This is a genomic window from Tabrizicola sp., assembly GCF_030373185.1.
Classification (GTDB): Bacteria; Pseudomonadota; Alphaproteobacteria; order Rhodobacterales; family Rhodobacteraceae; genus Tabrizicola.
In genome coordinates this window covers 227,557-250,729 of the sequence record NZ_JAUCZH010000002.1, presented here as the reverse complement: position 1 = coordinate 250,729, position 23,173 = coordinate 227,557, and the positions used below count along the sequence as shown (strand labels likewise).

25 protein-coding genes are annotated in these 23,173 nt (G+C 63.3%); 7 read left to right on the top strand and 18 right to left on the bottom strand.

All coding sequences use genetic code 11. The features are described 5' to 3' along the window. Nucleotides 1-3 precede the first annotated feature (3 nt). Together QUV21_RS06080 and QUV21_RS06075 are read right to left on the bottom strand one after the other, a co-directional pair. The gene (locus QUV21_RS06080; protein WP_300853735.1) at nt 4-627 is read right to left on the bottom strand and encodes a PDZ domain-containing protein; all 624 of its coding nucleotides are present in this window, start codon (nt 625-627) and stop codon (nt 4-6) included. Beyond that, nucleotides 614-835, bottom strand: coding sequence for a hypothetical protein (locus tag QUV21_RS06075; protein WP_300853734.1), 222 nt, complete (start codon nt 833-835; stop codon nt 614-616). Before QUV21_RS06075 ends, QUV21_RS06080 begins: the two co-directional genes overlap by 14 nt. 142 nt (nt 836-977) lie before the next feature. Between QUV21_RS06075 and QUV21_RS06070 the strand changes: the two genes are divergently transcribed. Together QUV21_RS06070 and QUV21_RS06065 are read left to right on the top strand one after the other, a co-directional pair. Further along, the gene (locus QUV21_RS06070; RefSeq protein WP_300853733.1) at nt 978-1,139 is read left to right on the top strand and encodes a hypothetical protein; all 162 of its coding nucleotides are present in this window, start codon (nt 978-980) and stop codon (nt 1,137-1,139) included. Nucleotides 1,140-1,351: 212 nt separating this feature from the next. Next, nucleotides 1,352-2,599 carry a hypothetical protein gene (locus QUV21_RS06065; protein WP_300853732.1) on the top strand — a complete coding sequence of 416 codons (1,248 nt, stop codon included), beginning with the start codon at nt 1,352-1,354 and terminating at the stop codon, nt 2,597-2,599. 86 nt (nt 2,600-2,685) lie between these two features. On the opposite strand, the gene QUV21_RS06060 is transcribed toward QUV21_RS06065, so the two are convergent. Next, on the bottom strand, nt 2,686-3,345 hold the full coding sequence (locus QUV21_RS06060) for a phosphoribosyltransferase (RefSeq protein WP_300853731.1): 660 nt from the start codon (nt 3,343-3,345) through the stop codon (nt 2,686-2,688). A 316-nt stretch (nt 3,346-3,661) separates the two neighbouring features. On the opposite strand from QUV21_RS06060, the gene QUV21_RS06055 reads away from it, so the two are divergent. Continuing rightward, nucleotides 3,662-4,729, top strand: coding sequence for a YeeE/YedE family protein (locus QUV21_RS06055; RefSeq protein WP_300853730.1), 1,068 nt, complete (start codon nt 3,662-3,664; stop codon nt 4,727-4,729). A 63-nt stretch (nt 4,730-4,792) separates the two neighbouring features. On the opposite strand, the gene QUV21_RS06050 is transcribed toward QUV21_RS06055, so the two are convergent. Then, complete coding sequence (locus tag QUV21_RS06050; RefSeq protein WP_300853729.1) at nt 4,793-5,332, bottom strand: Crp/Fnr family transcriptional regulator; 540 nt, start codon at nt 5,330-5,332, stop codon at nt 4,793-4,795. A gap of 67 nt (nt 5,333-5,399) precedes the next feature. Between QUV21_RS06050 and QUV21_RS06045 the strand changes: the two genes are divergently transcribed. Next, nucleotides 5,400-5,972, top strand: coding sequence for a Spy/CpxP family protein refolding chaperone (locus QUV21_RS06045; RefSeq protein ID WP_300853728.1), 573 nt, complete (start codon nt 5,400-5,402; stop codon nt 5,970-5,972). Nucleotides 5,973-6,038: 66 nt separating this feature from the next. Here the strand turns inward: QUV21_RS06045 and QUV21_RS06040 are convergent, their stop codons facing one another. The 13 genes from QUV21_RS06040 to QUV21_RS05980 all read right to left on the bottom strand — a co-directional run bounded on the left by QUV21_RS06040 (nt 6,039) and on the right by QUV21_RS05980 (nt 17,312). Further along, nucleotides 6,039-6,452 (bottom strand): DUF302 domain-containing protein, encoded by a 414-nt coding sequence (locus tag QUV21_RS06040; protein ID WP_300853857.1) that lies wholly within the window; start codon nt 6,450-6,452, stop codon nt 6,039-6,041. A gap of 67 nt (nt 6,453-6,519) precedes the next feature. Next, entirely contained in the window at nt 6,520-7,431 is a 912-nt protein-coding gene (locus QUV21_RS06035) for an MBL fold metallo-hydrolase (RefSeq protein ID WP_300853727.1), read from the bottom strand. Between the two features lie 66 nt (nt 7,432-7,497). Further along, nucleotides 7,498-8,763 carry an NAD(P)/FAD-dependent oxidoreductase gene (locus tag QUV21_RS06030; RefSeq protein ID WP_300853726.1) on the bottom strand — a complete coding sequence of 422 codons (1,266 nt, stop codon included), beginning with the start codon at nt 8,761-8,763 and terminating at the stop codon, nt 7,498-7,500. A 54-nt stretch (nt 8,764-8,817) separates the two neighbouring features. Next, a complete protein-coding gene (locus tag QUV21_RS06025) occupies nt 8,818-9,522 on the bottom strand; it encodes a c-type cytochrome (protein ID WP_300853725.1) in 705 nt (234 codons plus the stop codon). A gap of 2 nt (nt 9,523-9,524) precedes the next feature. Next, complete coding sequence (locus tag QUV21_RS06020; RefSeq protein ID WP_300853724.1) at nt 9,525-10,646, bottom strand: c-type cytochrome; 1,122 nt, start codon at nt 10,644-10,646, stop codon at nt 9,525-9,527. After that, nucleotides 10,630-11,889 (bottom strand): sulfite dehydrogenase, encoded by a 1,260-nt coding sequence (soxC, locus tag QUV21_RS06015; protein WP_300853723.1) that lies wholly within the window; start codon nt 11,887-11,889, stop codon nt 10,630-10,632. Before soxC ends, QUV21_RS06020 begins: the two co-directional genes overlap by 17 nt. A gap of 17 nt (nt 11,890-11,906) precedes the next feature. Next, nucleotides 11,907-13,598, bottom strand: coding sequence for a thiosulfohydrolase SoxB (gene soxB / locus QUV21_RS06010; protein ID WP_300853722.1), 1,692 nt, complete (start codon nt 13,596-13,598; stop codon nt 11,907-11,909). A gap of 121 nt (nt 13,599-13,719) precedes the next feature. Further along, entirely contained in the window at nt 13,720-14,583 is an 864-nt protein-coding gene (gene soxA / locus QUV21_RS06005) for a sulfur oxidation c-type cytochrome SoxA (protein ID WP_300853721.1), read from the bottom strand. Nucleotides 14,584-14,611: 28 nt separating this feature from the next. Next, entirely contained in the window at nt 14,612-14,941 is a 330-nt protein-coding gene (gene soxZ / locus QUV21_RS06000) for a thiosulfate oxidation carrier complex protein SoxZ (RefSeq protein WP_300853720.1), read from the bottom strand. 23 nt (nt 14,942-14,964) lie between these two features. Then, nucleotides 14,965-15,384 carry a thiosulfate oxidation carrier protein SoxY gene (gene soxY / locus QUV21_RS05995; protein WP_300853719.1) on the bottom strand — a complete coding sequence of 140 codons (420 nt, stop codon included), beginning with the start codon at nt 15,382-15,384 and terminating at the stop codon, nt 14,965-14,967. A gap of 34 nt (nt 15,385-15,418) precedes the next feature. Next, nucleotides 15,419-15,889 carry a sulfur oxidation c-type cytochrome SoxX gene (soxX, locus tag QUV21_RS05990; protein WP_300853856.1) on the bottom strand — a complete coding sequence of 157 codons (471 nt, stop codon included), beginning with the start codon at nt 15,887-15,889 and terminating at the stop codon, nt 15,419-15,421. Between the two features lie 116 nt (nt 15,890-16,005). Then, nucleotides 16,006-16,563 carry a thioredoxin family protein gene (locus QUV21_RS05985; protein ID WP_300853718.1) on the bottom strand — a complete coding sequence of 186 codons (558 nt, stop codon included), beginning with the start codon at nt 16,561-16,563 and terminating at the stop codon, nt 16,006-16,008. 11 nt (nt 16,564-16,574) lie between these two features. Further along, nucleotides 16,575-17,312, bottom strand: coding sequence for a cytochrome c biogenesis protein CcdA (locus tag QUV21_RS05980; RefSeq protein WP_300853717.1), 738 nt, complete (start codon nt 17,310-17,312; stop codon nt 16,575-16,577). An 88-nt stretch (nt 17,313-17,400) separates the two neighbouring features. On the opposite strand from QUV21_RS05980, the gene QUV21_RS05975 reads away from it, so the two are divergent. From QUV21_RS05975 to QUV21_RS05965, 3 genes are all read left to right on the top strand, one after another. Next, on the top strand, nt 17,401-17,757 hold the full coding sequence (locus QUV21_RS05975) for a thioredoxin family protein (RefSeq protein WP_300853716.1): 357 nt from the start codon (nt 17,401-17,403) through the stop codon (nt 17,755-17,757). Between the two features lie 134 nt (nt 17,758-17,891). Further along, nucleotides 17,892-18,251 carry a metalloregulator ArsR/SmtB family transcription factor gene (locus QUV21_RS05970; RefSeq protein WP_300853855.1) on the top strand — a complete coding sequence of 120 codons (360 nt, stop codon included), beginning with the start codon at nt 17,892-17,894 and terminating at the stop codon, nt 18,249-18,251. A 19-nt stretch (nt 18,252-18,270) separates the two neighbouring features. Beyond that, the gene (locus QUV21_RS05965; RefSeq protein WP_300853715.1) at nt 18,271-19,317 is read left to right on the top strand and encodes a YeeE/YedE family protein; all 1,047 of its coding nucleotides are present in this window, start codon (nt 18,271-18,273) and stop codon (nt 19,315-19,317) included. Between the two features lie 180 nt (nt 19,318-19,497). On the opposite strand, the gene dnaE is transcribed toward QUV21_RS05965, so the two are convergent. After that, nucleotides 19,498-22,941: a DNA polymerase III subunit alpha gene (dnaE, locus tag QUV21_RS05960; protein ID WP_300853714.1), complete on the bottom strand. Its 3,444-nt coding sequence runs from the start codon at nt 22,939-22,941 to the stop codon at nt 19,498-19,500. Nucleotides 22,942-23,173: the final 232 nt, after the last annotated feature.

Here is a 23,173-nt window from a genome sequence, read left to right as displayed (position 1 = left end):
CCGCTAGGGAAGGGTGAGAAAGAGTGCGGAGCCCTGCCGCTCGACTTCGATCAGAACCGGATCATCGATGCTGGCCGCAGCGACTGCATCGCGGAACTGGTTGATCTTGTTGGTCGGGGTTGTTCCCACGGCGATGATGCGGTCGCCCACCATCCTGCCCGCGCGGGCGGCACCGCTGGCCGGAGCAACGCCCGAGACCATCACCCCGTGTTGATCTTCTTTCAGGAACAGGCCTTGCAGGCAGGGCGGTTGTTCGGCCTCGTCTTGTCCGAGACGCTGGTTTGTCGGCGTTTGTTCTGCGGCGCGCGGAACGACTGCCACCGACATCCGCTTGCCCTCGCGCAGGATATCCAGCGATATTTCCTGATCCGGCGGCCGCAGGCCGATCTGGTAGCGCAGGGCAACTCCGTCAGGGATGGCCGCTCCGTCCAGCGCAACGATCACCTCGCGGGGCCGCAAGTCCGCCACCTCGGCAGCGCCGCCGGGCATGACCTGCGCAATCAGCGCGCCGCCGGGGGCATCAAGGCCAAGGGCGCGGGCCATGTCCCGTGTCACATCCTGAATGATGACGCCAAGCTGTCCACGTCGCACCTGCCCGTTACGCACAAGCTGATCAGCAATCGCCATTGCCATATCCTCCGGAATCGCAAAGCCAATCCCGGCTGATCCCTGTGATGGTGCCAGTGACCGCGATGCTGACCACCGATGGCAGCACATGTTCCACCATCGGTGCCAGCGTCGGGGGCGCGGCAAGGCTGGTTTCTGCCGTGGCGGGAGGCACTTGCGCCGCTGACATCAGCAAAATTGAACAGATGCGAAGGAACCGGATGCTCATGCCGCGTCTCTCCCCAAGGGTCTGGCGGCAGGATGGGGAGACTGCGGCCAAGGGCGCATTGATGATCGTCATCAGGGCCTGCGCGGATCACGCCGCCGCTGAGAATTCCGGCGGGGGTTGATCCTGGGGAAGTTCGATTGGGGTGGCAGGCTCGTTTTCGGGCGGTGTCTCTGCCGGAGATTCCGGTGGTGCGCCGGGGGGTGCCTCGGTCGGGGTGTTGCCGGGCGCTTCGGGCGGGCTTTTGCCCGGCACCTCATCCGGGGGCTTCCCCATGGCAGGCGTCGCAGAGGGCCGTGACAATTGAAGCAGCGTTGCCGAGGTGTGGAAAAGGTGCATGGCGATTTATCCGATGACTGGATCCGAAGGCTGATCAGAAATCCAGCCTCGCAGCAACAGGACTGCCCGGCATTGATGGTCATCAATGAAGACCCCTGCAAGAGGTGCAGAATGACCAATGCCTGCTCTGGAAATACGCCTGTTACGGATACTTGCTTTCTTGCATCAAGGGGGTCTGTCATGCCGGCTTCATTGCGTGCCGTAGCTTTGCTTGGGTCTGTCTTGCTGGCAACTGCTGCGGTCTTGCCGCTTGGGGCCGAGACAGTGCAGACGACCAACGGTACCGATACCTTCATCGCAACCTCCTCCGCCATGCCGGACCTGCAAGCGCCCGGTGATGTCTTTGCGTCGGGCGGGGCGGTGGTGACAAAGGGGCGCGTGGTGGGAGATGCCCATGTTGCCGGCTTTGACCTTGATCTTGAGGCGGAGGTTGCAGGCGATCTTTATGCCGCCGGGGCTGCCATCACGGTTCGCGCGCCAGTGGGCGGCGATCTGTCGACGATGGGCTTTTCCTTGCGCACTGCTGACACCGCAATCACCACAGGCAATGTGCGGATGCTGGGCAGCACGATTACGATCGATGGTCCCGTTGGCGGCTCATTGGCGGCGATCGGGGGCGAGATCACGCTGGACGCGGCCGTCACCGGCGATGCGCTGCTGCAAGGCGGTTCCATCGCCTTTGGCCCAAAGGCGCGCATTGCCGGAACCCTGACCTATTCCGCGCCCGAGCCCGTGACTATCCCGGATGATGTCGTTCCCGCCGCGCGGGTGGTCTATCACAAGACCCCACCCCTGATGGATCGGATCGACCACATGCGCGACTGGGGGGCCGGCTGGGTGGACGGCTGGGCAGGGCGAGACATGCCGGCATTGCCATCTACCTTTGCGCTTCTGACGGGGTTTCTGGTGACGCTTGGATTTCTGACCCTGCTGGGTGGGGCGCTTCTGGCTCTGGCCCCGCAGCGGGTTGAGGGCCTGCGTCTGGCAGGAATACGGCAGCCAGCGCTGATGGTGCTGTTTGGCGTGTTGGGAATTGCCACGCTGTCGGGACTGGTGCCAGTTGCGGTGATGACCGTGATTGGCCTGCCCTTCGTGCCGATTGTGGTTCTGGCAATCCTTCTGGTCTGGACGCTTGGCTATGTGCTTGGGGTCTATGTGGTCGCGTTGCGGCTGTATCAGGCCTTTGGCGGGCGCGAAGACCCTGCGCCGGCGCTGCGGATCGCGCTGCTTGGCGGCGGGGTGGTGGCATTTTCGCTGCTGAACTTTGTGCCGGTGCTGGGCTGGATGGTGAACTTCGTGCTGGTGCTGTTCGGCATCGGCACCCTGTCAACCGGCGTCCTGCGCGCCCTTGCCGCGCGCATCCCGCAAGAGCCGGTTGCAGGCGAACCTCCGCCTTCGGTTTCCGCGCCCTCGGTTCCCGCCGGGTGATGCAAGGTCGCAAAGGGAGTGTGCTGGTTGTTGTCCGGGGCTAGCACATCGGCTTGTTCCCAAGCCGGGACTTCGGCAAAAGGCACTCAGGTCTGTTGCGGCCCCGCCCAATGTTGGTGGGATGCAAGGATCTGGATCACCTCGGCATCATCGACCTGCGGAAAGTCGCGGTAGTGCGCGCCGACGGCATAGAACATCTGCAGAATGGAAAGGCAGACGATTTCATCCGCAAGGGGCCGAAGCACAGCGACCGATTCGGTCGACGCCACAGGAACCGCAAGGACGATCCGCTTTGGCGTGGACCGGCGGATCTCCAGCAAAGCGGCCCTCGCTGTTGCCCCGGTCGCAATCCCGTCATCAACGAGGATGACGGTCCTGCCTGCCAAGGAAATGGGTGCGCGGCCCTTCAGGTACAGGGCCTGACGGCGGCGCAACTCGGCACGCTCTGCGACGGCAAGCTGTTCAATGTCATGTTCATTCAAGCCCTCCATCCTCGCGACATCGGGGTTGGTCACGATCGTCTGACCATCCGGCCCCGCGATTGCACCGACCGCCAGTTCGCTGTGGCCGGGGACGCCGATCTTGCGGACCAGCATCAGATCAAGTGGGGCGTTCAATGCCTCGGCAACAGGGGCGGCAACCGGCACGCCACCGCGCGGCAGGGCCAGAACCACGGGTGCCTGATCGCGCATTGCATGCAGGCGGAGGGCCAGCTCTCGCCCCGCCTCGTCCCGATCGGCAAACATGAACGCCCCTTTCCGCTGCAAGACTCCGCAAAATCCAGATTCTGCACAAACCGGGACAAACGCATTGACCGCCATCACTTCAAGTCCTGCGAACCACCGCCAAGCTGGCCTGACCCGAGACGAAAGCCAGTTATGCAGGACAGGGCAAGACAGCTCTGGGACAAGGTTCTGTCTTTGATGCGTCAGATCCCGCGCCGCGAATTCCCGCCAGTTCATCTGCACGCCTCGGAACACTGTGTGTGCGGTCCGGCAATCTGACCTGTATCAAGGCGGCGCAGCGTGATCCCTGCATTCTGCCCGCATCGGAGGGGTGAGCATGGATATTCTGCCGCTACTGGATTTCGTTGACGAGGCGGTTCTTGCAGCCCTGTTCGGGCTTCTGACGGGTGCTATCTTCGGTGTCGCGGCACAGCGGTCGCAGTTTTGCCTGCGCGCGGCCACGGTGGAGTTCGCCCGCGGGGGCCTTGGGCCGCGTGTGGCAGTCTGGCTCTTGGCGTTCTCGACGGCGGTGATCTGGGTACAGGGGGCCTATCTTCTGGGCCTGTTCCGGGTCGAAGAGGCGCGGATGATGGCGGTCGCGGGGTCATGGTCGGGCGCGGTGATCGGGGGGCTGATGTTCGGCGCGGGCATGGTGCTGGCGCGCGGCTGTTCGGGGCGGCTTCTGGTGCTTGCGGCAACGGGGAACCTGCGGGCGGTGGTGGCGGGGCTGATCTTCGCGGTGGTGGCGCAGATGTCGCTGCACGGCTGGCTGGCGCCGCTGCGGGCATGGCTGGCGGGGCTTTGGGTCACGCCGGGCGGAGCGAATGTGAACCTCTTGCACGCGCTGGGCCTGCCGGATGCGGCGGGGCTTGGGCTTGGGCTGGCCGTTGCCGCGCTGGCCTTTGTGCTGGTCCGGCGGAATGGTCTTGGCCTGCGGACCATGGTCTTTGCCTCGGGCGTCGGCTTCGCGGTGGCCATGGGCTGGGTGCTGACCTTCAGTCTGGCGCAGGTGGCGTTCGAGCCGATGGCGGTGACCTCGGCCACCTTTTCGGGGCCATCTGCCAATACGCTTATGTTCTTTCTGACCGAAAACCCGATGCTGGATTTCGATATCGGTCTGGTTCCCGGCGTGTTTCTTGGCGCGCTGGTCGCTGCCTGGTTCGGACGCGAGTTGAAGTTTCAGGGCTTTGAGGGCGAAGGCCAGATGCGGCGATCAATGACCGGGGCGGCGCTGATGGGGTTCGGAGCAATGCTGGCGGGCGGCTGCGCGATCGGGGCCGGGGTGACCGGCGGGTCGATCTTTGTCGGTACGGCATGGCTGGCGCTGTTCTGCATGTGGGTGGGCGCCGGGGTGACAGACTTGCTGGTGGATCAGGCGGGGGCCGGGCGGCGGGTACTGGCCTGAGACCGTGTCCACGCGGGGCAGACCTTGCGACATGAACACTGTCACTGCGTTGCCCGTGGCCGTTCAGGTTCTGTCACCCCTATGCCGCCGACGCGACAGTTCACGATAAAGCGCCTCGCGGGTCACACCAAGGTCAGCGGCAAGGGTCTGGATCGCGCCATGGGGCGGCAGGTCATGGCCCTCGGCCACCCATGCATCCAGACGTTCGGCTACACCCCGCAACGCCAGAAGCGCCGCCCGGAACCGGGCTGCCTGAACCGACCGGGCGAGATGTCGCGCCCAGGCTTCGGCAAGGGCCGCATCTTCGGTCAGCCTGTGCCGGAACCGGGTCACCGGCACCGACAACAGGGTTGCGGGGCCGTCCGCCTCGGCGTCGCAGTGATAGAGGGCGGACCAGACCGAGGCCTCGGCCAGCACTTCTCCCGGAGCGGCCAGTTGCAGCCTTAGCGTCCCACCCTGTGGCGTGCGGCGCAGAAGGGCGACCTTCCCGGACTGCACCAGATGGACAAGCGCCACCGGATCGCCGGTAAGGAACAAGGTCTGGCCCTGTTCAAGCACCAGCGGACGGGCGCCATTGAAGAGGTGCTGAAAGGGTTCGGACATGATCACGATCATAAGGAGGGCCGCTGCCGGATGCGAGGCTGGATGTGAAGCCGATAAAGGAAATTCCATGCGTCCGCTTGTTCTTGCCCTTGCCCTTTGTTGGCCCGCCATGACCGGAGCCGAGACCGCCTCGCCCTATGCCGGGATGGAGGGGCGCGAGATCAAGACGCTGTCCGAGACGGATATCAAGGAATTGCAGCGTGGCGGGGGCTGGGGTCTGGCGCTGGCGGCCGAACTGAACGGCGCGCCCGGCCCGGCGCATCTTCTGGAATTGCGGGACGAAATCGGGCTTTCGCCAAGGCAGGTCGCCGAGATTGAAGCAATTTTCGCGGCGATGAAGGCAGAAGCGGTGCCGATGGGCGAAAAGTTAATCGCGGCAGAGGCAGCCATCGAGGCGGCGTTCCGCATCGGCGTCGTCGACGAAGCTGACCTGCGCGCGTTGATCGGCGCGGCCGGGGCGGCGCGGTCCGAACTGCGGTTCATCCATCTCAAGCGGCATCTGGAGACGCCGCCACTGCTGCTGCCCGAACAGATCGCGCGCTACAACGCATTGCGCGGCTATGGCGCGGCAAGCCCCTGTGACGTCGTCCCCGATGGGCATGATCCTGCGATGTGGAAAATGCACAACGGCTGCGAGTAGCGGCTTCGTGCAGCTGCCTCCACCCCATCCCCCCCACGGGGGGAGGGGAGGATTCTTGGGACAGCGTTATTCGCCGACAGCCTCGCGCGCGATGCCGTCCAGCAACTCCTGGACCTCTTGCATCGGGCCGTCGGGCAGGTTGCGGTAACCGATGGCGACCGCGCCGTCACGGTCGGTGACGAAGATGCCATAGGGGCAATGGGCGATGTTCATCGGATCGGCCTCCATCACCTTGCGTGACAGGACGGCCGAGCAGAACAGGAAGACATCGGCACTGTCATAGACCGTCACCGCGCTGCCGACATCGGCACCGGTGCGGTTCAGCATGTCGCCGACATGGCTGCGATAATCGATGACCAGCCCCTTGCCGATGATCGCTGATTCCACGGCAAAGGTGGCGTCCTCGAAAGTGCCGTCAAAGGGATAGGTGGTTGCGTCCTGTGCCACAGCCACGCCAGTGCCGAGGGCAATGGCGGCGATGGCCAAAAGTCCAAACCTTGTCACGGTGTAACCTCCCAGGTTGAGCGCCGGTGTTGGCGCGGTGCGGTCAAGTTTCTTCGATGAACCGGTAGCCAGTGTCGGCCCGCTCGACCCGTCCGATCCCGCCAGCGGGCAGATGAAAGCCGATGATCGCGTGTCGGTCGGTTGCCAACTGGTCAAGCAAGGCGACGCGCGTGGCCGCAGCAAGATCCTTGTCCTGATCCGAGCCGCTGGCCCATTCGGGCCGCTCGAACGCGACGTGATGGTTGCCGATGCAATCGCCCAGCACCATGGCCGGGGTCGGCCCGGCGATTTCAAAGGCCATGTGGCCTGGGGTGTGGCCGGGGGTCAGACGGGCAAAGACGCCGGGCAGCGGTTCCTCGCCATCGGTCAGCAAGCGGACGGTATCGGCGATGGCGGCCAGCCTGCGGGCGGCCCCGACGGCAAAGGTCGCGCGGGCCTCGCCGATGCTGGTGACGGTGTCGGGGTCGGTCCAGTAGTCGAACTCGGCCTGACCGATCATGTATTCGGCGTTGGGAAAGACGGGTTCGTCAAAATCGTCCAGCAGGCCCCAAAGGTGGTCGGGGTGGCCGTGGGTGAACAGGACATGGGTGATGTCTTCAACCGTCACCCCGGCAAGGTCCAGCGCCTCGGCCAGTTTGCCCGCGCTGGGCTGGAAATCCGGCCCGGCGCCCACATCAAAGAGGACGGTATTGGTGCCGTCGCGCAAGAGCGTCACATTGCAGGGCGGGGTCAGCTGGTCGGTCGGCAGGCCGTATTTCGCGACGATCGCCTGCATTTCGTCCTGCGGCATGCCGCCAAGGATGAAGTCGCCCGGCAGCACAAGGTTGCCATCCGACAGCGTGTCGATCTGTGTGGACCCAAGCGTCAGGGTGCTGGCCGCCCAGACGCGGCGGGGCAAGAGCGGTGTGGCAAGAGCGGCGGCGGTGGCGGTCAGAAGATGGCGGCGGGTCAACATGGCGTCAGGTCCGTTGGAAAGGTGGCGGGTGCCAAGGGTGACACCCGCCAGTCAGGGAGGAAGGGATCAGCCGAACATGTCGGCGGTGATTCCGGCATACCAGCCGAGGGATTCCTCGTAGGTTGCCTTGCGCAACGCCGCATCCTCGCCGGTGGCCGAGACGAAACTTTCGACCGAGGCGATCTTTTCCGGCGTCGGCTCATAGGAGGCTCCGACCTTCACCCCGTCCTCGGGCGCGATCAGCGACCAGCAGGTGTTGGAGTATTTGGCCGGGAAGGTTCTGGAACCAGTCAACTCGCCCCGGATCGCCATGGCGGCGACCTTGGCCTGACTGTTGGCCGAGAAGCCCGATTTCGGCATGTCGCCCTGCGCGCTGGAATCGCCCAGCACCCAGACGTTTTCATCCATCTTCGATTTCATTGAAGCCGGATCAACCGGAGCCCAGCCAGCTTCGTCCGTCACGCCAGCAAGGGCCGCGATCTTGCCGGCCATCTGGCCGGGGATCACGTTGCAGCAGTCAACCTTGGTCACCTCGCCGTCGATCACGACCTCCATCGTGTCGGGGCGCACCTCGACATTGCCGCCGCCGAAATCGGGGCCGATCCAGTCGATCATCCCGGCGTAGTGTTTCGCCCAGCCTTCCTCGAACAGGGCCTTCTTCGAGAAGTTCTCCTTCGGATCGGCGACGATGATCTTGGCGGTCGGGTTCCGTTCCTTCAGCACATGGGCGACCATGCTGATGCGCTCATAAGGGCCGGGCGGGCAGCGATAGGGGTTCGGGGGGGCGATCATGGCAAAGACGCCGCCTTCGGGCATCGCCTCGATTTGGGCCTTCAGAAGCTGGGTCTGCGGGCCTGCCTTGTAGGCGTGGGGCATGATCTCGGCATGGGCATCTGCCGACCAGCCGGGAACCGATCCATCCTTGAAGTCGATCCCGGGCGACAGGACCAGCCGATCATAGGGCAGGACCGCACCACTGGCGAGCGTCACGGTCTTTGCCGCGCGGTCAACGGCTGTGGCCATGTCGTTGATCACCGTCACGCCGCCACCGGCCAGGGTTTCATAGCCGTGCTGAAGGCTTTCGAAATCGCGGAAGCCGCCAAGATAGAGGTTGGAAAAGAAGCAGGTTGTGTAGACCGGATTCGCCTCGACAAGCGTGACCTCGACCGCGCCCTCGCTGTCCTTGGCGATGTAGCGGGCGGCCGTCGCCCCACCAGCGCCACCGCCGATGACGACGACCTTGGCCTTGGCCTGGCCCCAGACCGTCGGCGCCGTCAGGATGGCGCTGGCAACAAGGCCTGTGCCGATGAAATGGCGTCTGTTCAGCTTCATATCCGGGTTCTCCTCCCATGGATTGCGTTCCGGCGCGGTTGGCCCCGCGCTTCGTCAGTCAAGCGTGGCGAAATAGGCGGCAAGGGCCGCGATTTCCTCATCATTCAGGCGGCCCGCCATCATCTGCATCACCGGATGCGGGCGCAGTTTCTGCTTGTAGGCATGCATGGCCACGACGAAATCCTCGGCCGGCCAGTTGGTGATCGACGGGATGCCCTGATCCGAGCCATCAGCCTGGTGGCAGGTCCGACATTCCGACGACAGGTATTCGCCATAGTCCCGATCCCCCTCCATCGCGAGGATCTCGGGGGAAAGATCAGGGTTGGTCTTGCGGGCCGTCGGCTCGGCCTCGGGGATGTCGCGGGGCTTGTCGGACCAATCGCGCAGGAAGGCCATCAGGGCGGCGCGATCCTCGGGATCCTTCATCCCGCGGTAGTTCATCCGCGTACCTGAAACCAGCGCCTTGGGATTTTCGATGTAGGCGTCAAGGGTTTGCAATGTCCATGTCAATCCGTCAGCCCCCATGCGGGCCATGGATTTCGAATAGGTGAACCCCTCTGCGTTACCGGCGCGACGTCCAAACAGCCGGTTAAGCTGCGGCCCCACCCGGTTGACCGCGCCGTCGCCGATCTGATGGCAGGCGGCGCATTGCCGGGCGAACAGCGTGGCCCCGCGTTCGGCATCCCCGATCTCTTCGGCCACCCCCGGGACAGTCCCGATGGCAAGGAGGAGGCCGAGAGAGGTCAGGGCAATGCGCATGTTCAAGGGCCAAAGGTCGAAAGGTATGCGATGACGGCGTCACGTTCGTCTGGCTTCTTCAGGCCGGCAAAGGCCATCTTGGTGCCTTTGACGAACCCCTTGGGGTTCTCAAGGAAAGCGTGCAGCGACGCCGCGTCCCATACCCCGCCACCCGCGCCCATTTCAGCCAGGGCCTTGGAGTATTTGAACCCATCGATCTGGCCCATCGCCGCGTCGACCATGCCGTTCAGGGCCGGGCCGACGCCGTTCTTGGCACCCTCGCCGACCTTGTGGCAGGCGGCGCATTTCTTGAAGATCGCTTCCCCGGCCTTGACAAGTGCGGGATCTGCGGCGGCAGGCACCGCTTCAGCCGTTTCTGCCGGTTCAGGGGCGGCTTCCGGCGCAGCCTCGACGGTTTCGGTTTCCTGCGCGGCGGGTTCTGCCACTGCGGCGGGTTCACCGGTTGACGCCACAGTGATCACCGGCAGGGTGCCGGCAGGCTTGCCGTCGGGGTCTTCCGGGGTCACGTTGATATCGACCGCGCGTTTTGTCACTTCAGGGGCGGCGCTGCGGCAGTTTTCCATGCAGGGTTCAGCAGAAAACAGCGGGTATTCTGTTGCGGCCCGGTCGTCGGGATAGAAGCCGTCGGCGTTGGGCATGACGATTTCGGTGAAGTTCTCGTTCGACAGGACAAAGTCGTCTTCGACCATGCCGTTGGAGTAAAGCAGGAACGCGGTGATCGCGTAGGTGTCGTCCGCCGTCAGTGTCTGCGCCTGGCCAAAGGGCATCGAGCGGTGGACATAGTCGAAGACGGTGGACAGGTAGGGCCAGTAGCTGCCGACGGTCTTTACCGGGCGCGGGTCGGTCAGCGATCCGGCACCGCCCGCAAGGACGGGCCAGCTGTCAAGGCCCTCGGCAAAGTCGCCGTGGCACGACGCGCAGTTTTCGGCAAAGACCTCATCGCCGGTTTCCACGTCGCCCGAACCTTCGGGCAGGCCGGTGCCATCGGGCAGGATGGCGACGTCCCAGGCCGCGATTTCCTCGGGCAAGGCCGCGCGACCAAGGCCGAGGGTTTCGGCAAAGGCCGGGGCCGCAAGGGTCGTCAAAAGGGCGGAGGCCAGCGCCAGTTCACGCGATTTCGACATTCTCGACCTCTCCGTCAGCGCGCACCCACCAGGTCTGGATGCTGTTGTTGTGGTAGACGTTGTTCAGCCCGCGAATGTCGCGCAGCGCCTGCTTGGTCGGCTGGACATATCCCGTCTCATCAATGGCACGGGACATGATGAACATCTCTTGCCCGTCCCAGTTGATGTCATGGTGGAACCGGGTCAGCGCCTTGGACTTGGCATCGCCCGAGATGCGGGCGGGCGTCCAGGTGTTGCCGCCATCGGTTGACACATCGACACGGGTGATGCGGCCATTGCCCGACCATGCAAGCCCGGTGATGACCAGCGGCCCGGCACCATGGCGGATCGGCGCCTGCGGGCTGGGCGAGGTGATGACGGATTTCGCATCCATCACCCATGTCCATTTCCGCGCCCGGCCATCCGGCATCAGGTCAGTGTATTTCGAGGTTTCCTCACGGCTTTCCACCGCCTGATCATAGACCCCGATGCGGCGGATCCATTTGACCCACATGTTGCCTTCCCAGCCGGGAACAACCAGCCGGACCGGATAGCCGTGTTCCTTGCGCAGCGCCTCGCCATTGGCGAAGAAGGCGACCATCACGTCATCGAGCGCCTTTTCCATGGGGATTGACCGGCCATTGGAGCTGGCATCCGCGCCTTCGACATAGACCCACTTGCCTTCCGTCTGCACGCCGGCCTCGGCCAGAAGGTCACGCAGCATTACGCCGGTATATTCCATGTTGTGAATCATGCCCTGGGTGAACTGGCAGCCTTCCAGCTGCGCGCCGCCCCATTCCATCCCGCCATTGGCCGCACATTCGCAAAAGGCAGTGGTGATCTGGCGGGGAAAGCGCAGCAGGTCTTCGAAGGTGAAGACGAGGGGCTTGTCCACGAGGCCGTTGATCATCAGCCGGTAGTCGGACTTTGACAGTGAAATCGCGCCCGAATGGTGCCGCTCGAACGCGCAGCCCTGCGGGGTGATCGTGCCTTCCAGCGCATGGATCGGCGTGAAGTTGATCGACGAGGCGGTGCTTTCGGTCAGCCATTCGACATTGCGCCGCACGACGTGGGATTCAAACTCGATCGGCATCCCGTAGGGGGTGGCGTCAACCGGATCACCGAAGATCGAGGCCCATTCCTGCACCTCGGTAATCAGCGGGTCAGGTGTTTGCGCCGTGGCGCTGGTGGCAACAAGGCCCGCGCCTGCGGCGGCGGTGCCGGCCAGAAAGGCACGGCGGCTGGTTGCGGGTTCGTCGGTCATCTGGCGAACGCTCCTGTTCAGATCCCGGTCACGGTGACCGAGGGGTTGGGGTCTAGCCGGACAGTGCCAAGCTTTCTGATATGCGCTTCCACCACGTCCCATATCTGCGGGCCTTCGGTGCCTTCGTTAACACTCGCCCAGCCGCCGACGGTGTAGGATTTCGCGGCGTCGATGGCCTCGCTCGTCTCCAGCAGCACCATGTCGCTTATCCGCTCGCCGATGGGCTTGGACACGTCACAGGCAAAGCCCATGCCGCCGATGCGGACCATGTCGCCGCCCTGCTGGTAGTAGGGGTCGGGGTTGAAGATGTTGTCGGCCACGTCCTCAAGCACGGTCTTGATCGTCTCGCCGGTCATCTCGGTCCGGTAGACCTGGCCGTAGGTCATCGACGTGACATTATGGATGTCTTCCCGGGTGATTGCGTCACCGGGCAGAAGCGAGGCACCCCAGCGGACGCCGGGAGAAAGCGCGATCTGCACGTCGCGTTCGCTGCGGACCGCGTCGCAGATCAGGTCATCCCAGGTACCCTGGAAATTGCCGCGCCGGTAAAGCAGGCTTTCGGTCGTCCCGAGCTGCTCTTCCAGCTGGGCCTTGAACGGCGCGCGTTCGGCATCGATCAGGGCGGCCATGTCCGGGTCGGGGGTGATCACGTCCGAGAAGATCGGAATCAGCTTGTGCCTGAAGCCCATCATCTTGCCGTCCCGCACATCCAGATCGACGCGGCTGACGAACTTGCCGTGGCTGCCCGAGGCGATGAGGATTGTCTGGCCCACCAGCACCGGTTCGGGGATCGCGTCATGGGTGTGGCCTGTCAGGATCACGTCGATGCCGGTGACGCGGGCTGCCATCTTCTTGTCGACGTCAAAGCCGTTGTGCGACAGGCAGACCACCAGATCGACACCTTCGGCGCGGACCTCGTCGACGACTTCCTGCATGCGCTCCTCGCGGATGCCGAACGAATATTCGGGGAACATCCAGCCGGGGTTCGCGATCGGCATGTAGGGGAAGGCTTGGCCGATAACCGCGATACGAAGGCCGGCCTTTTCGAAGATCTTGTAGGGCTCGAACGCCGGTTCGTCCCATTCGGCGTCAAAGATATTGGCGCCAAGGAAGGGGAAGGGCAGGGCCTCGACGATTTCCTTGACGCGTTCGGTGCCAAGGGTCCATTCCCAGTGGCTGGTCATCGCCTCGACGCCAAGCGCGTTCATCACGTTGACGCAGTCCTGCCCCTTGGTCAGCAGGCTGGTCATCGACCCTTGCCAGGTGTCGCCGCCGTCCAGAAGGATGCTGTCGGGCCGTGCGGCGCGGATTGCCTTGACCACAGTGGCGACGCGGTCCATGCCGCCCATCCGGCCATATGTACGGCCAAGGGCCGCAAAGTCCTCATAGGTCAGGGCATAGGCTTCGGGGCTGGCCGGAGCGATCTTGAACATGTCCTGAAAGGCGCGGCCCACGACATGGGGTGGCTGGCCTTTCGCCGCGCCAACACCGATGTTCCATTCCGGTTCGCGGAACCAGATCGGCTTCATCTGGGCGTGGATGTCGGTGATGTGGATCAGCGTCAGATTGCCGAAGTCATCGAATTGCAAAAGCTGGTCCTGACTCAGCGCCTGCTGGGCGGCCAGCCGCGACCAGTTGCCAAAACCGGATGCGCCGTAGATCGCCGAAGCAGCGAGCGAGGCTTGCAGGAATTCGCGCCGGGTGATCATCCCGTTCTCCTTGTCGTGGAATAGCCATCCGGAATCGCGCGGGCGCGTTCGTCAGACTATCCCGTCTTGCGTTATTCAGATCGGGCGGCCGCCGGGGAGGATCGGTGGCCGCCCGCAAGGCCTAGTGGCGCACCGAGACGCCTTCGACCGAAAGCCCGTTGCCGCGTGAGGCGACGTAAAGCTCCAGCGCCTTGAACTCTTCCGAGTTGGGCTTGAAGGTTTCCGCCCGCGTGTCGCGGACGCAGCCAACAAAGCGCTGTTGTGCCGAAAGGATGCCAGCGTCTTTCAACCGATAGACCGGGAAGCCGTTGATCTGGCCCTGGCTGAGGTGGTCGGCACGGATGAAACGGCCCTGATTGTCCTCGTGGCAGTTGGCGCAGGACATCTCCAGCTGACCAAAGCGGGTGTAATAGATCTCCTTGCCCTTTTCCCAGAACGGGGCCGCCGCGCCGTCGATGGCGACGTTCACCGCCATGCCGCGCGACTGCATCGAGATCAGGGCAAGCATGTCCTTCATCTGGCTGCTGGTCCAGCCCCAGGATTCCTGCCCCATGCGCTCTGTCACACAGGCGTCGATGTAGTTTTCGATGGTCATCAAGGCGCCGGTCTTTGCATCCACACGCGGCGTTACTGCGCGCAGACCGGCAAGGCTTTCAGGCCCTTCGTGGCAACCGGCGCAGCTTTCACCGCCTGCACCAATCGGGGAGTTCCACAGATCAAGCCCCCGGTCGACATAGACCATGCCGGGATTGTCGAAATCGTCACGCTCCAGGTCGCGGGTTTCGTCCTCGCGGTAGTGCCAGCCAGAGTAGATCGTGTCCATCACGTCCTTGAGATGGTCCGGCGCCGGGGCGGTTGTCACGATCTCAACCATTCCGTCTTCGGCCTCGATGACCAGGGTATCCTCGACCGGGTCGGCAGCGGCCACGCCCGCAAAGGCGATGCCGAGTGTAAGTGCAACCAGTGCTGTGGTCGTCCGGTACATGGCGTTTCCTCCCCCTTGTTCTGACCGCTCAGGCGATTGTGATTGGCTTGCTGTCTTCGTAGACAGAGCCGTCATCATCGTACCAGGTGAACTTGAACTCACCTGCGGCATCGACCCGGGCGTCGAATTCGAAATAGGGGTTCGTGGACACCGCCGGGTCGATGGCGACGTCAATCACGTTCACCCCGTTCAGATCGCAGGTGAAGCGATTGATGATCTTGCGCGGGATCAAGTTGCCGTCCGAGCCTTTGCGCTGACCGGATTCCATGCTGTGCGAGATCAGGGCCTTGATGGTCACGACCTCACCGACGGCAGCGGATTTGGGGGTTTTCACCCGGGGTTTTACTTCTTCGACCATGGTATTTCTCCTGTCTATCTGTCTCAGCCGCCGCAGCCGCCGATGGTGACCTTGACGGTGGCCTGAGCCTGAACGATCGAGCCATCGGCCATCTTGGCCATGGCGATGACGTCCTGGGTCTTGGCCAGACGGATGCGGGTGGCCGCGAACTGGCGACCGGCCGCAGGGCCGAAAGTGAAGGTGGCAACCGCCGGTTCGGGGTTGCCCGAAGCCAGAAGCATGATCGCCACCGCGCCGGGGGCATCAACCGCGACAGGCACGGTATTGCCGTTCTCGGCGATTTCCGGGGCGGTCAGGGTGATGTTGCCGGCGCCGGGCGTGGCACCGCCGGTGAAGGCAGCGGTCAGTTCGTCCATGGTTGCGGCCGTCGACAGGCCCGGCATTGCAGCGAAGGCAATGCCGCCAAGCCCGATGGATAGTGCTTTGCGTCTGGTGATGGTCACGGGAAATCTCCTGTCTGTCTGGGGCCGATGCCCGTCATTCCTTGAGGGTAAGAAGGTAGGCAACCACATCCTCGATCTGCTGGCCGGTCAGGATCGGGGGCAGGTCACCATCGGGCGCCTTGCCACTGTAGCCGCCACCGGGGCGGATGAAGCCTTCGGTCTTGTAGAATGCCGGCATGAAACTGCCGTCGAACGTCATCTTGGCATTGGCTACAATCCCACGCAGTTCCGCCTCGCTCCATCGGTCGGCAACGCCGTCGAGTGGCGGGGCGATGTCGCCCGGGAACTGCACCTCAGGCAGGGCGGCAATCGTGTGGCAAGCCACGCAATTGCCAAGTGCTGCGGTTGTCATCACCTTGATCCCGTTCGCGGGATCGCCAGGCTGACCGCTCAGCGAAGCTTCAACTTTACCCTCGTGGAACTGCACTTCCTTCGGTGCCGTTTCGGTCAGGGCTGGGGTCGCGAGAGACATGCTCAGCACGGCCACCAGGCAAATCTGGCGCATCATCGTCTTCCTCCCAGTATTCCTCCGCATACGATTATGAGGGGGAATCATTTACCGAGCAAGCAAAATATAGGAGAAATACTATATCCATATAAATCGAGATACATTGACGGGCGTCAATTTTCGCCAATCATTTTTTCGGCCACGAATTTCTGGAAGTTTTCGCCGTTTTCGTAGATGTGATCGCGGACCCAGATCAGCAGCGCCTCGGTCGTACCCTTGCCGAATGATCCCGGCATTATCGCCACGGCGGCGTCCGCGGCTGTGGTGTCTTCGGCAACTTCCTCGGGTAGGAAGATCAGGGTCGGGGTGAACATCACCCCCCAGCGCATTGCCATTTCCTTTTCCGAAAGTGTCGTGCCGTCGAAGTCTGTCACCTCGACATCGCCGAAAAGGTTCATCTGGACGACGAAGTAGTGGTCAACGATCAGCTTTTCGATCGCCGGATCGGAAAGGACTTTTTCGTGCATCTCGGTGCAGTAGATGCAACCGCGCTGCTCAAATATCACCAGCAGGCGTTTGCCCTCGGCATTGGCCTCGGCAAGGTCGTCGTGCAGATCCTTGAAGGTCTCGCGCAGCCATGCGGGTTTGTGCAGCCCGTCATCGCCAAGTTCGACGGCGAAGGCGGGCAGGGGCAGCAGCATCGCAGCAGCAAGTGCAAGGGCGCGCAGCATGGTATCTCCTTTCATTTCAGGGTCGCGGACCAGTCGAAATTGCGGATCATCCAGTCTGCGATCAGGTTGACGGAATTGGTGGCGATCAGGATGCCGAACAGGATCAGCATCACGCCCATTGCCTTTTCGACATGGCCCATCAGGGCGCGGTGCCGGGCCACCCAGCCCAGGAACGGCCCGGCGAAAAAGGACACCAGCACGAAAGGCAGGGTCATCGACAGCCCGAACACCAGCAAAAGCGCCCCGCCGCGCCAGATATCACCCATCCCGGAGGCAACCATGAGGATCGCGGCCAGCGCCGGGCCGACGCAGGGTGTCCAGCCAAAGCCGAAGGCAAGGCCCATGACATAGGCCCCGGCCAGAGTGCGGGGGTTGGCGGTGCTGTCGACCCTGGCCTCGCGGTAGAGGAACCCGATTCGGAAAACCCCAAGGAAATGCAGACCGAACAGGATCAGGACCGCCGCCGCGACATAGGACAGGGGTTCGCGCCATTGGGCAAAGCTGCGGCCCAATGCGGTGGCCCCAAGGCCTAGCAGCACAAAGATCGTCGTGACCCCGATGGCAAAGGCCAATGCCTGAACCACCAGCCGCCTGCGTGCGCCGGGGGCGATAGTGTCGCCGTCGCGCAGTTCCTTTACCGAAAGGCCCGCCATGTAGGACAGGTAGAACGGCACCATCGGCAGGATGCACGGTGACAGAAAGGACAGAAGCCCCGCCAGTGCCGCACCGCCGAATGTGATGTCAAGCATCGTCCCTTCTCCTCCGGGAAGCGCTTCCTTGCCGGAAAGGCAAAGGTAGATTACGATAGTTCTATGTTTCTATGAGGCTGTCAACGTGGTGTCCCGTCTGCTTTTGTCGCTGCCGTTTCTGACGCTGTCCGCGGGTGGGGTGCCGGCGCAGGACTTGCAGCTTTTGATGTTCGAACAGCCGGGCTGCATCTACTGCGCGCGCTGGAACGAAGAGGTGGCACCGGAATATCCCCTGACGGTAGAGGGCATGGCCGCGCCCTTGCGCCGTCTGCAACTGCGCGATCCCTTGCCCGAAGGGTTGGTGGTCGTCTCGCACCCGGTGTTCACCCCGACCTTTGTTCTGGTCGAGGATGGGGTCGAGACCGACCGCATCGAGGGTTATCCGGGTGAAGATTTCTTCTGGCCGCTTCTGGCCGGCATGATCAAGGACGCTGCGACAGACTAAGACCTGGGCGCTGCTATGGCCTGTCAACCACGCAAGCCAGCCAAACGCGACCCGTTGGCCCAAGACGGGTTGCCCTTTCGGCAAAGCGCACGCCATAACGGAAAATGGGGGAATACCGGGGCAGACGATTGTCAATCCAAGGACAGCAACCGACAGAAGACTGGGACACCGCGGCGGGGGAGGGGCTTCCCGACCTGCGCGGGCTGGTTGCCTGCGCTGAGGAAGCCTCGACGCTGTTGAAGGCGATGGGGCATGACGGACGGCTCATGATCCTGTGTCATCTGCGGACCGGGCCAAAAAGTGTGACCGAGCTTGAAAACCTTCTGTCGGCACGGCAGGCTATCGTCAGTCAGCAGTTGGCACGGCTACGGCTGGAGGGGCTGGTCAGCGCGCGGCGCGAGGGACAGGCCATCTTTTATTCGTTGCTTGACCCCAAGGTCACCGAAATGATCGAGGTTCTTGCGCGGTTGTTCGATACAGCCAGACGCGGCTGAACGGTTGGAGGAGGCACGAATGCTGGATACGGTTCCGATCGGGGTACTTGCGGCACTTGTTGGTCTTGCAGGCGGGCTGGTGCTTGGCCTTGCAGCGCGGCTGGGGGATTTTTGCACGCTGGGGGCTTTGGAAGCGGCAGTCTATGGTCGCGACCAGACGCGGATGCGGCTTTGGGGCATAGTGCTGGCGGTGGCGATCCTTGCCACGCAGGCAGGGGCGATGGTCGGAGTCATCGACCTGTCGGCGACCTTCTACCACGCGCTGCAATGGAACGTGCTGGGCTCGATCGTCGGGGGGCTGGTCTTTGGCTATGGCATGGCGCTGGCCGGAAACTGCGGCTTTGGCGCGCTGGTGCGGTTTGGCGGCGGCGATATGCGGTCATTGGTCGTGGTGGTGGTGATGGGAATCTTCGGCTTCATCGCCCTGTCTGGCCCGCTTGCGCCCCTGCGGGTGATGCTGTTCCCGCAGCCCGATGCGATCGGGCCGCACGGGATCGTTCACGACCTCGGGCGCCTGGGGCTGCCGCCCGTCTTGGTGATCGCGGCCATCGCGGCGGGCTTTCTGGTCTGGGCGTTGTCACATGCCGGGCTGCGGCAGAAACCGGGCATGATCGCCTGGGGCGTCGCAGCGGGCCTTGCCGTGGCGTGGAGCTTTCTGGGGACAAGCTGGCTTGCAGCTGAAAGTCTGGGCCAGGTGACGGTCGAAGGGCCATCCTTCACGGCGCCCGTCGGCCGGACGCTGATCTTCCTGATGACCTCCACTGCTGGCGGAATCACCTTTTCGGTCGGTTCGGTCGTCGGCGTCATGGCCGGGGCGCTGATCGGCTCGATGATCCGGGGGATGTTCCGCTGGGAAGCCTGTGAGGATCCGCGCGAGTTGGGCCGTCAGGTCGGCGGTGCCGCTTTGATGGGAATCGGTGGCGTCGTGGCGATGGGCTGTTCAGTCGGTCAGGGCGTCACCGGCTTTGCCACGCTCGCCTGGTCCGGCCCGGTCACGCTGATTGCCATCGCCTGCGGCGCGCTGGTCGGACTGAGCCGCCTTATCGCCGGTTTTCAGCCCGAGTGAACTTCAGCCCGAGTGAAATTCTTGCCCAATGAAATTGTGGCCCAGTGAAATTGTGTCCTCGGGACTGCCGGGCTGTTTGATGAGGTCTTGGCGTTGCTGCCGGAGGGGGTTCGCAGCATTGGCCCAACACCAGCTTGCGATGAAAGCCATACCCATTCACCCCGCCCGCCCGGCGCCCGGTCAAAGATCCTCGACAGCAAGAACCCCGCGCATCGCCTTGATTGCCCCCTTGATCTGCGGGGTGACGGGGTAAGGCTCGGGCAGCTCCAGATCGATTTCCCGCCCGGTCGGGTCGGTCACGCAAAGCGTCACCTGCGCCCGCGTCCGGCCATCGACGCGCGCCAGAAGGGCGGCCAGTGACGGGATGGCTTCGGGCAGCGACAGATGGATGCGGATCGCCAGCGCGCCGGCCTGATCCGCCACGGCGTCGATCGGCGCGACAGACTGGGCCAGAAGTTTCAGGGTCTCGCCTTCGAGTTCCGCCTTTACGGTCAGCACTACATTGCAGCCCGCATCAAGATGGTCGCGCGACGCCTCCAGCACTTCGGAAAAGCAGGTCACTTCGTAAAGGCCGGTCGGGTCGGAAAGCTGGACGAAGGCAAAACGGTTGCCGCGGGCTGATTTGCGTTCCTGCCGGGCGGAAACGGAACCGGCCAGTTTGGCAATCAGCGGCCCACGTTCGGCAAGCCTCGTCACCTCGGCAAGGGTCTTCACGTCCTTGCGGCGCAGTGCCGACATGTAATCATCAAGCGGATGGCCCGAGAGGTAGAAGCCGATGGCCTGATGTTCGTGGCCCAGGCGCTCCACCGGCAACCAGTCATCGCGGAACGGCAAGCGGGGTTCGGGAATGTCGGCACCCGCGCTGCCAAAAAGCGACACCTGCGCCGAGGCCGTGGCTTCGTGGATCGCGGCGGAATAGGCGACAAGGGCATCCAAGGCCTCGAATACCCGGGCGCGGTTCGGGTAAAGGTTGTCAAAGGCACCGGCGCGGGCCAGCATTTCAAGCGGTCGCTTGCCCACCCGCTTCAGGTCCACCCGGCGGGCGAAATCGAACAGGGTTGCGAAAGGGCGTTCGCCACGTTCCCGCACGATCATTTGCATTGCGTCCACGCCGACGTTCTTCAGCGCGCCAAGCCCGTAGACAATGGCGCCATCCCGCACGGTAAAGGTGGCAAGGCTGGCATTGACGCAAGGCGCGATGGTTTTCAGCCCAAGCTTGTCCACCTCGCGCTTGTAGATCGCCAGCTTGTCGGTCAGGTGGATATCGCAGTTCATCACCGCCGCCATGAACTCGGCCGGATAGTTGGCTTTGAGATAGGCGGTCTGGTAGCTGACCACGGCATAGGCGGCAGCGTGGGACTTGTTGAAACCGTAGTTGGCGAATTTCTCCAGCAGGTCAAAGACTTCGCCAGCCTTGGCCGCATCGATGTTGTGGGTGGCCTTTGCGCCCTGAATGAACTTCGGCCGTTCGCGGGCCATTTCTTCGGGGTTCTTCTTGCCCATCGCGCGGCGCAAGAGGTCAGCGCCGCCAAGCGAATAGCCCGCCATGACCTGCGCGATCTGCATCACCTGTTCCTGATAGACGATGATGCCTTGGGTTTCGGCAAGGATGTGGTCGATGGTCGGATGGATCGATTCAAGATCCTTGAGGCCGTTCTTCACCTCGCAATAGGTCGGGATGTTTTCCATCGGGCCGGGGCGGTAAAGCGCCACAAGGGCCACGATATCCTCGATACAGGTCGGCTTCATCCGGCGCAGCGCGTCCATCATGCCCGAGCTTTCCACCTGAAACACGGCGACAGTGCGCGCGGCGGCGTAAAGTTCATAGCTCGGCTGGTCGTCCAGCGGGATGAGGTTGATGTCGAAGCTGATGCCGCGCAGCGCAAGAAGGTCCATCGCGTTCTGGATCACGGTCAGGGTCTTCAGGCCCAGAAAGTCGAACTTCACCAGACCCGCAGCTTCCACCCATTTCATGTTGAACTGGGTGGCGGGCATGTCAGACCTTGGGTCTCGGTAAAGCGGCACCAGCTGATCCAGCGGGCGATCCCCGATCACCACCCCGGCGGCATGGGTAGAGGCGTTGCGATACAGCCCCTCGACCTGCGCGGCATAGTCCAGAAGCCGGCCGACAACTTCCTCTTTCGCGGCTTCGCGCAGCCGGGGTTCATCCGCCAGCGCCTTGGTGATGCTGACGGGCTTCACCCCTTCGACCGGGATCATCTTCGACAGCTTGTCGACCTGACCATAAGACATCTGCAAGACCCGGCCCACATCGCGCACGGCGGCCTTCGACAAAAGCGCGCCGAAGGTGATGATCTGGGCCACCCGGTCACGACCGTATTTTTCCTGAACGTAGGAAATCACCTCTTCGCGGCGGTCCATGCAGAAGTCGATGTCGAAGTCGGGCATCGAAACCCGTTCGGGGTTCAGAAAGCGTTCGAACAGCAGGGCATAGCGCAGAGGGTCAAGGTCGGTGATGGTCAGCGCATAGGCGACCAGCGAACCCGCCCCCGAACCCCGGCCCGGGCCAACGGGAATACCATGGTCCTTGGCCCATTTGATGAAGTCCGACACGATCAGGAAATAGCCGGGAAAGCCCATCTTCTCGATAATGCCAAGTTCGAAATCAAGCCGGGCCTGGTATTCGTCGGGCGTGGCGGAATGGGGGATGACGGCAAGCCGGGCCTGCAACCCGGCATTGGCCTGACGACGCAACTCCTGCACCTCGTCATCGGCGAATTTCGGCAGGATCGGCGCGTGCTTCTTGACCGCAAAGGCGCAGCGGCGGGCAATTTCGACCGTGTTCTCCAGCGCCTCGGGCAGATCGGCGAACAGCGCGCACATTTCGGATTCGGACTTGAAATAGTGCTGCGGGGTCAGGCGGCGGCGGGGCTGCTGCTGATCGACATAGGCACCTTCCGCGATGCAGATCAGCGCGTCATGCGCCTCATACATGGCGGATTTGGGGAAATAGACATCATTGGTGGCGACCAGTGGCAGGTTCAGCTCATAGGCAAGCTCAACGGCCCCGCGTTCGGCAAGAGCCTCGGCTTCCGGCAATTGCCCGCCCGGGCCGGGATGGCGTTGCAACTCGACATAAAGCCGGGTCGGATAGATCGCGGCAAGGCGTTCCAGCAGCGCGCGTGCCTTGGCGTTCTGCCCCGAGGCATGGAAACGTCCAAGCGGCCCATCAGGCCCACCGGTCAGGCAGATCAGCCCGTCAGCCTGCGCGGCAAGTTCGTCCACCGTGACCTGCGGCAGGTTCGCGGAGCCCGACATCGCGCCGTCGATGTAAAGCCGCGTGTTCAGCCGCATCAGGTTCCTGTAACCCGCCTCATCCTGCGCCAAGAGAACGATTGGTGCGGGCGCGCGCGGCTTTTCGCCCGGTTGCGCGGGGTCATGGGCGATGGCAATCTGACAGCCGACAATGGGCTGGACCCCTGCGCCCATCGCGGTGACCGAAAACTCCAATGCCGCGAACATGTTGTTCGTGTCGGTCACGGCGACGGCGGGCATGGATGCTGCCTTGCAGAGATCGACCAGTTTCTTGACCGGCACCGCACCTTCCAGAAGCGAGTGTTCGGTATGGGTGCGAAGGTGGATGAATCGGGGGGCGCTGGACATGCCCGCAGCCTAGCGAAGCAGCCGGGCCGGGGGAAGGCTGCCTGACGTCCTGCCAATGACCAACTTTTCGGCAAAAGGCGAAACTGCTTTCGGGAAAACGGTAAAGGTAGTTCTTGCTATGTGGCCAAGCCCTGCGCTTCATGGTTTGAATGAAAAACGGGCGCAAGACCCGTGGGGCGCGTGGACCGCTTTACGCCGCATCGGGCGGCCACGCAGAATGCCTTGAACGGGG